This window comes from uncultured Jannaschia sp., assembly GCF_947494055.1.
In the GTDB taxonomy this organism is placed as follows: Bacteria; Pseudomonadota; Alphaproteobacteria; order Rhodobacterales; family Rhodobacteraceae; genus Jannaschia.
This window is the reverse complement of the sequence record NZ_CANLTR010000012.1, coordinates 96206-102962: the sequence shown is the minus strand read 5'-3', so window position 1 is coordinate 102962 and position 6757 is coordinate 96206. Positions and strand designations below refer to the sequence as shown.

Annotated in this window: 8 protein-coding genes, 1 tRNA gene and 1 pseudogene; 5 read left to right on the top strand and 5 right to left on the bottom strand. The window is 65.3% G+C overall.

Going from position 1 to position 6757, the window contains the following annotated elements; all coding sequences use genetic code 11:
* Positions 1-402, top strand: a pseudogene (gene tuf, locus Q1A87_RS12535) (elongation factor Tu); the annotation flags it as partial.
* 176 nt (positions 403-578) lie between these two features.
* On the opposite strand, the gene Q1A87_RS12530 reads toward tuf, so the two are convergent.
* Entirely contained in the window at positions 579-830 is a 252-nt protein-coding gene (locus Q1A87_RS12530; RefSeq protein ID WP_299651822.1) for a hypothetical protein, read from the bottom strand.
* 298 nt (positions 831-1128) lie between these two features.
* On the opposite strand from Q1A87_RS12530, the gene Q1A87_RS12525 reads away from it, so the two are divergent.
* Positions 1129-1204, top strand: a tRNA-Trp gene (locus tag Q1A87_RS12525).
* A 530-nt stretch (positions 1205-1734) separates the two neighbouring features.
* On the opposite strand, the gene Q1A87_RS12520 is transcribed toward Q1A87_RS12525, so the two are convergent.
* The 3 genes from Q1A87_RS12520 to rplM form a co-directional block, all read right to left on the bottom strand.
* Positions 1735-2886 (bottom strand): hypothetical protein, encoded by a 1152-nt coding sequence (locus Q1A87_RS12520; RefSeq protein ID WP_299651820.1) that lies wholly within the window; start codon positions 2884-2886, stop codon positions 1735-1737.
* 187 nt (positions 2887-3073) lie between these two features.
* On the bottom strand, positions 3074-3583 hold the full coding sequence (gene rpsI, locus Q1A87_RS12515) for a 30S ribosomal protein S9 (protein WP_299651818.1): 510 nt from the start codon (positions 3581-3583) through the stop codon (positions 3074-3076).
* 2 nt (positions 3584-3585) lie between these two features.
* Entirely contained in the window at positions 3586-4047 is a 462-nt protein-coding gene (gene rplM, locus Q1A87_RS12510; protein WP_299651816.1) for a 50S ribosomal protein L13, read from the bottom strand.
* A gap of 312 nt (positions 4048-4359) precedes the next feature.
* On the opposite strand from rplM, the gene Q1A87_RS12505 reads away from it, so the two are divergent.
* Positions 4360-4638, top strand: coding sequence for a hypothetical protein (locus Q1A87_RS12505; protein WP_299651814.1), 279 nt, complete (start codon positions 4360-4362; stop codon positions 4636-4638).
* Here Q1A87_RS12505 and Q1A87_RS12500 read toward each other — a convergent pair.
* Entirely contained in the window at positions 4619-5077 is a 459-nt protein-coding gene (locus Q1A87_RS12500; protein WP_299651812.1) for a PaaI family thioesterase, read from the bottom strand. The two genes, Q1A87_RS12505 and Q1A87_RS12500, sit on opposite strands and share 20 nt — an antisense overlap.
* A 191-nt stretch (positions 5078-5268) precedes the next feature.
* Between Q1A87_RS12500 and surE the strand changes: the two genes are divergently transcribed.
* Positions 5269-6063, top strand: coding sequence for a 5'/3'-nucleotidase SurE (surE, locus tag Q1A87_RS12495; RefSeq protein WP_299651810.1), 795 nt, complete (start codon positions 5269-5271; stop codon positions 6061-6063).
* Between the two features lie 35 nt (positions 6064-6098).
* Entirely contained in the window at positions 6099-6716 is a 618-nt protein-coding gene (locus tag Q1A87_RS12490; RefSeq protein WP_299651808.1) for a protein-L-isoaspartate(D-aspartate) O-methyltransferase, read from the top strand.
* Positions 6717-6757: the final 41 nt, after the last annotated feature.

Sequence of the window (6757 nt, the reverse complement as noted above, 5' to 3'; positions counted from 1 at the left end):
TTCCGCAAGCTGCTCGATCGCGGCGAGGCGGGCGACAACATCGGCGCGCTGCTGCGCGGCATCGACCGTGACGGGGTGGAGCGGGGTCAGGTGCTCTGCAAGCCGGGCTCGGTGAAGCCGCACACGAAGTTCGAGGCCGAGGCCTACATCCTGACGAAGGAAGAGGGTGGGCGCCACACGCCGTTCTTCGCGAACTACCGGCCGCAGTTCTACTTCCGCACGACGGACGTGACTGGCACGGTGCAGTTGGCCGAGGGCACGGAGATGGTGATGCCGGGCGACAACGTGTCGTTCGGTGTCGAGCTGATCGCACCGATCGCGATGGAGCAGGGCCTGCGCTTCGCGATCCGCGAGGGCGGCCGCACCGTCGGCGCCGGCGTGGTCTCCAAGATCACCGAGTAAGCCACTTCCGACTAACTGGAACGACGAGAGGGCTCCCGAACGGGGGCCCTCTTCGCGTTCGGGCGTCTCGGTGGCGCCGGGTCGGTGGAATCAGTCATGTGAATCGATACCGCTCGACCGGCCAAACGAAAAGCGACGGCCCAAAGGCCGCCGCTCGGACAATCAATCCATTTGGATCAGTTGTTGGCGATGATCGCCTCGATCTGACTCTTCTGGTTCGACTCGTCCTCGGATTCGACGACTTCCTTGATCGCCGCGATCTGGCCGAGCGTCAGGTTGTCCAGCTCTTCGGTCGGAATGCCCATACGCTCGAAATCCGACATCAGCGCCGTCTGTAGCATGTTGTAGCCTTCACCCATCGTTTGGGCGAACGCGGCGCCAGTGGACAATGCGGCGATGGTCGCGGCGGCGGCAAAAATATGTTTCATGGTGTGCTCCTTCCAGGGGCCGTGGTCTGTGCTTTGCTAGACCGGAAGCAGGCTGTTGGATACAGCGCTTTCGGCTTTGCACCCAAATAACAGCCTTTCAGGTCAAAAGTTCCTGCGTATCGTCCTGTTTCACCCCACTCCGATCCGCTATCGATGCGAACCTGATCGTGCAGCAACGCACCGAGGCCGACACAAGCAACTCGTGCGTCTGATTACCGCTCGCTTTTCAGCCGTTTCCGCATCCGCGCAGTTCCCCCTTGCACCGCCCTGGAACAGCACATATTCCGCACGCATCTGCAGGGGTATAGCTCAGTTGGTAGAGCAGCGGATTCCAAATCCGCAGGTCGCGGGTTCGAACCCTGCTGCCCCTGCCAGACGGCCTAATCTAGGCCTCATTTCTGTCGTTTGATCGTTCAGGACTTTCTTCTCGGTTCGCCGCCGTCTGGCGGTAGTCGACAGGATCGGAGCGTCTCGTTGTTCGAGCGATCCGGGCCCGTGGGAGCGAACTCCCGCCTTGCACAGCATTTCCCAAAGCGTGTGTCGAACTAGAGGCAAAGCCCAGCGCGCTTGGCTAAGGGGAAACGCAATGCGCTCACGTGTCTGTCGTCTCGACGCTATGGCCGATGGCCTTGCTCCTCGACAGACCGATGCGCGCACTGCATCGCGAGGAGCATTCTGGGCTTCAGGCGGATGGAACGGTTCCGGCGATCGGCCCCGGATCTGGTAGGAAGACGGCCGGCTTTCGTATGCCAGGTATCCGACCGAAACGATCGTTCAGAGGATCATGTCGATATCCATAAGGACGTCGACGTTTCGGACGAGTAATTCGAAATCGGCCCGGGCGTCACCGTCGACATCGCCTCGCAGAAGGACGTGGGACCCCTTGTCGACCAGCCAGACGGCGTTAGCGTCCCGTCCGCCGTCCGCCGTCCGAGAACGCGAACGCCTGGTTGCCTTTCCGTCCACTGTCGGCATCGATTGCGCGCAGATTGATCACGTCCTCGCCGCTGTCGAATCCATGCAACCGGTCACGCTCCGCGCCGCGCACACTGTCGTCGACGGACCGGAAGACGAACCTGTCGCGGTCCTCGTCCCGGCCGGCCCGCATGACATCGCACCCCCGCCCACCGAGCAGGACGTCGGACCCGTCGCCACCGAGGAGGAGATCACCTCCGTTGCCCCCGGACAGGCGATCGTTCCCATTGCCGCCGTCGAGCGTGTCGTCGCCGTCCCGGCCCCGGAGCTTGTCGTAGCCTCGGTTGCCGTCGAGCCGGTTCGCCTCGGCATTCCCGATGAGACGGTCCCCCCGATGGCTTCCCGACACATTCTCGATGTCGAAGATCCGATCCCGACCGTATCCCGTGCGCTGCGTGTCCTGCCTGGCCAGGTCGACCCGAGCGGCTTTGTTGCCGTTGACGATGAGCCAATCCAGTTCGGTTCCGCCGTCCAACCGGTCGTTGCCCTCGTCGAGGAAGATGCGGTCCCGTCCGGACTGCCCACGAACGTCGTCATTGCCGGCACCACCCGACAACCGGTCGTGTCCGGCGCCGCCATCGACGAAGTCGTGCCCGACGCCGCCATAGAGTCGATCACTGCCCTCCAACCCTTCGATCCAGTCGGCACCGCCGAATCCGGATGTGACGTCCTTGTAGTCGCTGAGCCGCATGTAATCGTCGCCGGCGAGGATCTCCCGGAACAAGTGCCGATCGTCATCCGTCGCCGACGTCTCTGCCACGTCGAGGATCGCGGACGCGGAAACGGAGATGTCCGTCAACTCCCACATCGTCCACCAGTCGCCGCCGCTGTAATAAAGATCCGCGTAGGCGGTGATCGTGCCATCTTCGATGAATTCGTCGTCGACGTCGATATCCGAGCCTCCGAACAGACTGCCGTAGATACCTTCGTTCCAGAATATCATGCAGAAATCGGATATGACCTCGCCATACACCTCGACATCCGCATCCTCCATGAGATCGTAGCCGATCGCATCTTCGAGAATACGGTTCACGTTCAGGGTTCGGAAATTGAAGCCCGTCTCTGCCAGTAGCATTGCCATTCGTCTATCCTCACTGCCGCGATGGCGGCAGAGCCAACATGATTTTCAAATGACGGGTTATTGGCGCAGGGCACGGCCGCGGAGCAAGACGAAGAACGAGAACAAAACCGGTGCATCGTTTCGCGGCTGAAACGAAAACAGGCACCCGCCGTCGCGGATGCCTGCCTGGATCGGGCCGGTCGAAGGATCAGCGCTTGGAAAACTGGAAGCTCTTGCGGGCCTTCGCCTTGCCGTACTTCTTGCGCTCGACCACGCGGCTGTCGCGGGTCAGGAAACCCGCGGCCTTCAGCGCCGCACGAAGGCCGGGTTCGTAAAGCTGCAGCGCCTTGGACACGCCGTGCTTCACCGCGCCCGCCTGACCGGAGAGGCCGCCGCCCTTGACGGTGGCCATCACGTCGAACTGGCCCTCGCGGTCGGTGATCTGGAATGGCTGTTTCAGGATCATCTGCAGCACGGGCCGCGCGAAATAGGCGTTGATGTCCTTGCCGTTGACGGTGACCTTACCGGAACCGGGCTTGATCCAGACGCGGGCCACCGCGTCCTTACGCTTGCCGGTCGCGTAGGAGCGGCCGAGTTCGTCGCGAACGGGCTCGCGCGGGGCGGAGGTGTCCAGCAAAACCTGGCCGTCGTCGGACGCGGCCCCGGACGTGTCCACGGCGCCCTTGAGGTCTTCGAGGGAGTTGAGTTGCTCGGCCATGATCACGCGCTCCGGGTGTTCTTGGGATTCATCGACTTGACGTCCAGCGTCTCGGGCGACTGCGCCTCGTGCGGATGCTCGGCGGAGGCATAGACGCGCAGGTTGGTCATCAACTGGCGCGACAGCTTGTTACCGGGCAGCATGCGCTTGACGGCCTGCTGCACGACGCGCTCGGGGTGCTTGCCCTCGAGGATCTGCTGCGTGGTGCGGGACTTGATGCCGCCGGGATGGCCGGTGTGCCAGTAATTCGGCTCGTGGCGCTTCTCGCCGGTGATCTGCACCTTGTCGGCGTTGATCACGATGACGTTGTCGCCCATGTCCATGCTGGGCGTGAAGGTCGGCTTGTGCTTGCCGCGGAGGCGGGTGGCGACGATCGAGGCGAGCCGACCCAGAACCACGCCCTCGGCGTCGATCAGGATCCACTTCTTGTCGATCGCGTCGGGGGTCATGGTGAAGGTCTTCATCTGCCTTGCCCTATCTGACGTGATTGCGGAAGTCCGGGCAGGTCCCGGTCGATGCGCGCTTATACAGCGCCGGCGCGCCGCGTCAACGACAGTCATTCCCAGAAAAACCTGCAAAAACAGAGTACAAAGAATGTGGTCATATTTTACCCCATTCTTGGACCGATTGGCCCAAGCCTGATCGTATTGCCGATCCGGAACGGGTTGTGCGTCCAAAGCGTCTGTCCTCGATCCGGCCCCGCATCCTACCACGCTCGTCCGGAACCCTCCGCCGCTGCCGGAGCGTTTGTCGGCACCCCAGCCACGGAGATCGCCATGCGCCCCCTCATCCTGCTTTTGCTCCTGTCCGGTCCGAGTTTCGCGCAGGAGGCCGAGACGCTCGATTGCACGGCGACCGAGGGCGGCGTCGAATGCGCGGCGACGATCCCGGAGGACGCGCGCGAGGATGCCGTCCTCTACTGTCTCGCGGAGGATGCCGCGGGCGATCCGCTCGCCAACTCGACCGTCAGCTCGGATGCCGGGATCGCGGTGTTCAACACGCTCACCGAAGCCGACATCGAACGGATCGCCACCGTCACGTGCCGGGCGGAATGACCGCCGCCCCGCGCGGACCGTCCGGCGGGATCGAATAGGTCAGGGAGGCCCGCGCGACCGGCGCGTCCGATCCGACCGACCGGATCAGGCAATCCCCGACCGCCAGCACTCGGCCGAGCTTCAGCAGGCGCACGTCGCAGAGGAGGTCCGTCGCGGCGGCCGGCTTGCGCATGAAGTCGATCGCGCAATTCGTCGTCACCGCGAGCGCGACCGGTCCGAGCCGCGACAGGATCGCGAGATAGACCGCGACATCGGCCAGCGCGAACATCGCGGGGCCCGAGACCGTGCCGCCGGGCCGCAAGTGCGCCTCGCCGACGACGAGACGGATCGTCACGCCGTCAGCCGCCGCCCGCTCGACGGCGAACTGGTCGCAGACCTGCGGAAAGTCGCGCGCCAGGAACGCGGTCAGGGCGTCGGCGTCCATCTGCAGCGCGGCCATCGCGATCCTTTCGGCACTTTTTCGAGCCCCTTATCCGCGGCCCCGGGCTGGATTTCAAATCCCCGTTCCGCGGCATCGGGCGGCACCGGCGCCGCGAGATCGGGCGCGGGCGCGACGGCCGCCGCGAAATGCCGACCCCCCGCTGGACGCAGGATGCACCTGCTTCTAAAGGCGGGGCAAAGGGGATCCGCATGCGCATACTCATCACCAACGACGACGGGATCGACGCGCACGGCCTGACCGTGCTGCACGACATCGCCTCGGCCGTGGCCGGCCTCGACGGCGAGGTCTGGACCGTTGCGCCGGCCTTCGAACAATCGGGCGTCGGCCATTGCGTCAACTACATCAAGCCGTCGATGGTCACCAAGCTCGCCGAACGTCGCTTCGCCCTGGAGGGCTCGCCCGCCGATTGCGTGCTCGCCGGGCTCGGCAATCTGGTGGACGGGCCGGTGGACCTGGTGCTCTCGGGCGTGAACCGGGGCAACAATTCCGGCGAGAACACCGTCTATTCCGGCACGGTCGGCGCGGCGATGGAGGCGGCCCTGCAGGGCGTCCGCGGCATCGCGCTGAGCCAGTTCTACGGGCCCGACAACGTCAACCTCGACGACCCGTTCGAGGCGGCCGCGAAGCACGGCGCGGATTGCGTCCGCCGACTGGTGGCGGATGCGCCCTGGGGCGGCGAGCGCTACAAGCTGTTCTACAACGTCAACTTCCCGCCCTGTTCCGCCGGCTTCGTCCGCGGCCTCGCCCCGGTGTCGCAGGGCTACCGGGGCGACGCGCGGATGCGGGTCCACCCCCAGCGGTCGCCCGGCGGACGCGACTACCTGTGGATTCAGGGCAGCGCGCAGGGAGAGCCGACGGGGCCGGGGACGGACGTGAAGGCCAATGTCGAGGGCTGGGTGTCGGTCACGCCGATGCGCTGCGACCTGACCGATCACGCGGCACTGGACGATCTGCGCGGCACGCTCGACGCGTATCCGGGCTAGGGACGGGGGGCGGCACGGTGAGCCCGGAGGAGACGATGCGGTTGCTGGTGGCGCTGCGCTCCCGCGGGGTCAGCGACATGCGCGTCCTGACCGCGATGGAGCGGGTGGATCGCGCGCGCTTCGTCTCGCCCACCTTCGTCTCGCGCGCCTTCGAGGACGTGCCGCTTCCGATCGCGCGGGGGCAGACGATCAGCCAGCCCTCGGTGGTCGGAATGATGACCCAGGCGCTCGGCACGAAGCCGCGCGACATCGTGCTCGAGGTCGGGACCGGGACCGGCTACCAGGCCGCGATCCTCTCGCATCTCGTGCGGCGGGTCTACACGATCGAGCGACACCGCCCGCTCGCCCGCATGGCTCGCGAGACGCACGAGGCGATGGGGTTGAGCAACATCACCCAGATCGTCGGCGACGGCAGCCACGGCGTGCCCGAGCAGGCGCCCTTCGACCGCATCCTAGTGACTGCCGCGACGGAAGACCCGCCCGGCCCCCTGTTGGCACAGCTTCGCATAGGCGGTACGATGATCGTGCCCGTCGGCGTGAGCGATCAGGTGCAGACCCTGATCAAGGTCGTGCGGACGGCGGATGGTTATGATTACGAGGAACTCGCCGCGGTGCGCTTCGTGCCGCTGATCGAGGGGGTGGAACACGACTGAAGGGCGTGGCATCCCGACCGGGGCAGATGAGGGGAGACCGG

What these genes read in the sequence shown, in the direction of transcription:
- Q1A87_RS12530 (WP_299651822.1), bottom strand. Translation starts at nt 830, where the DNA reads ATGAAACATATTTTTGCCGCCGCCGCGACCATCGCCGCATTGTCCACT.
- Q1A87_RS12520 (WP_299651820.1), bottom strand. Translation starts at nt 2,886, where the DNA reads ATGGCAATGCTACTGGCAGAGACGGGCTTCAATTTCCGAACCCTGAAC.
- rpsI (WP_299651818.1), bottom strand. Translation starts at nt 3,583, where the DNA reads ATGGCCGAGCAACTCAACTCCCTCGAAGACCTCAAGGGCGCCGTGGAC.
- rplM (WP_299651816.1), bottom strand. Translation starts at nt 4,047, where the DNA reads ATGAAGACCTTCACCATGACCCCCGACGCGATCGACAAGAAGTGGATC.
- Q1A87_RS12505 (WP_299651814.1), top strand. Translation starts at nt 4,360, where the DNA reads ATGCGCCCCCTCATCCTGCTTTTGCTCCTGTCCGGTCCGAGTTTCGCG.
- Q1A87_RS12500 (WP_299651812.1), bottom strand. Translation starts at nt 5,077, where the DNA reads ATGGCCGCGCTGCAGATGGACGCCGACGCCCTGACCGCGTTCCTGGCG.
- surE (WP_299651810.1), top strand. Translation starts at nt 5,269, where the DNA reads ATGCGCATACTCATCACCAACGACGACGGGATCGACGCGCACGGCCTG.
- Q1A87_RS12490 (WP_299651808.1), top strand. Translation starts at nt 6,099, where the DNA reads ATGCGGTTGCTGGTGGCGCTGCGCTCCCGCGGGGTCAGCGACATGCGC.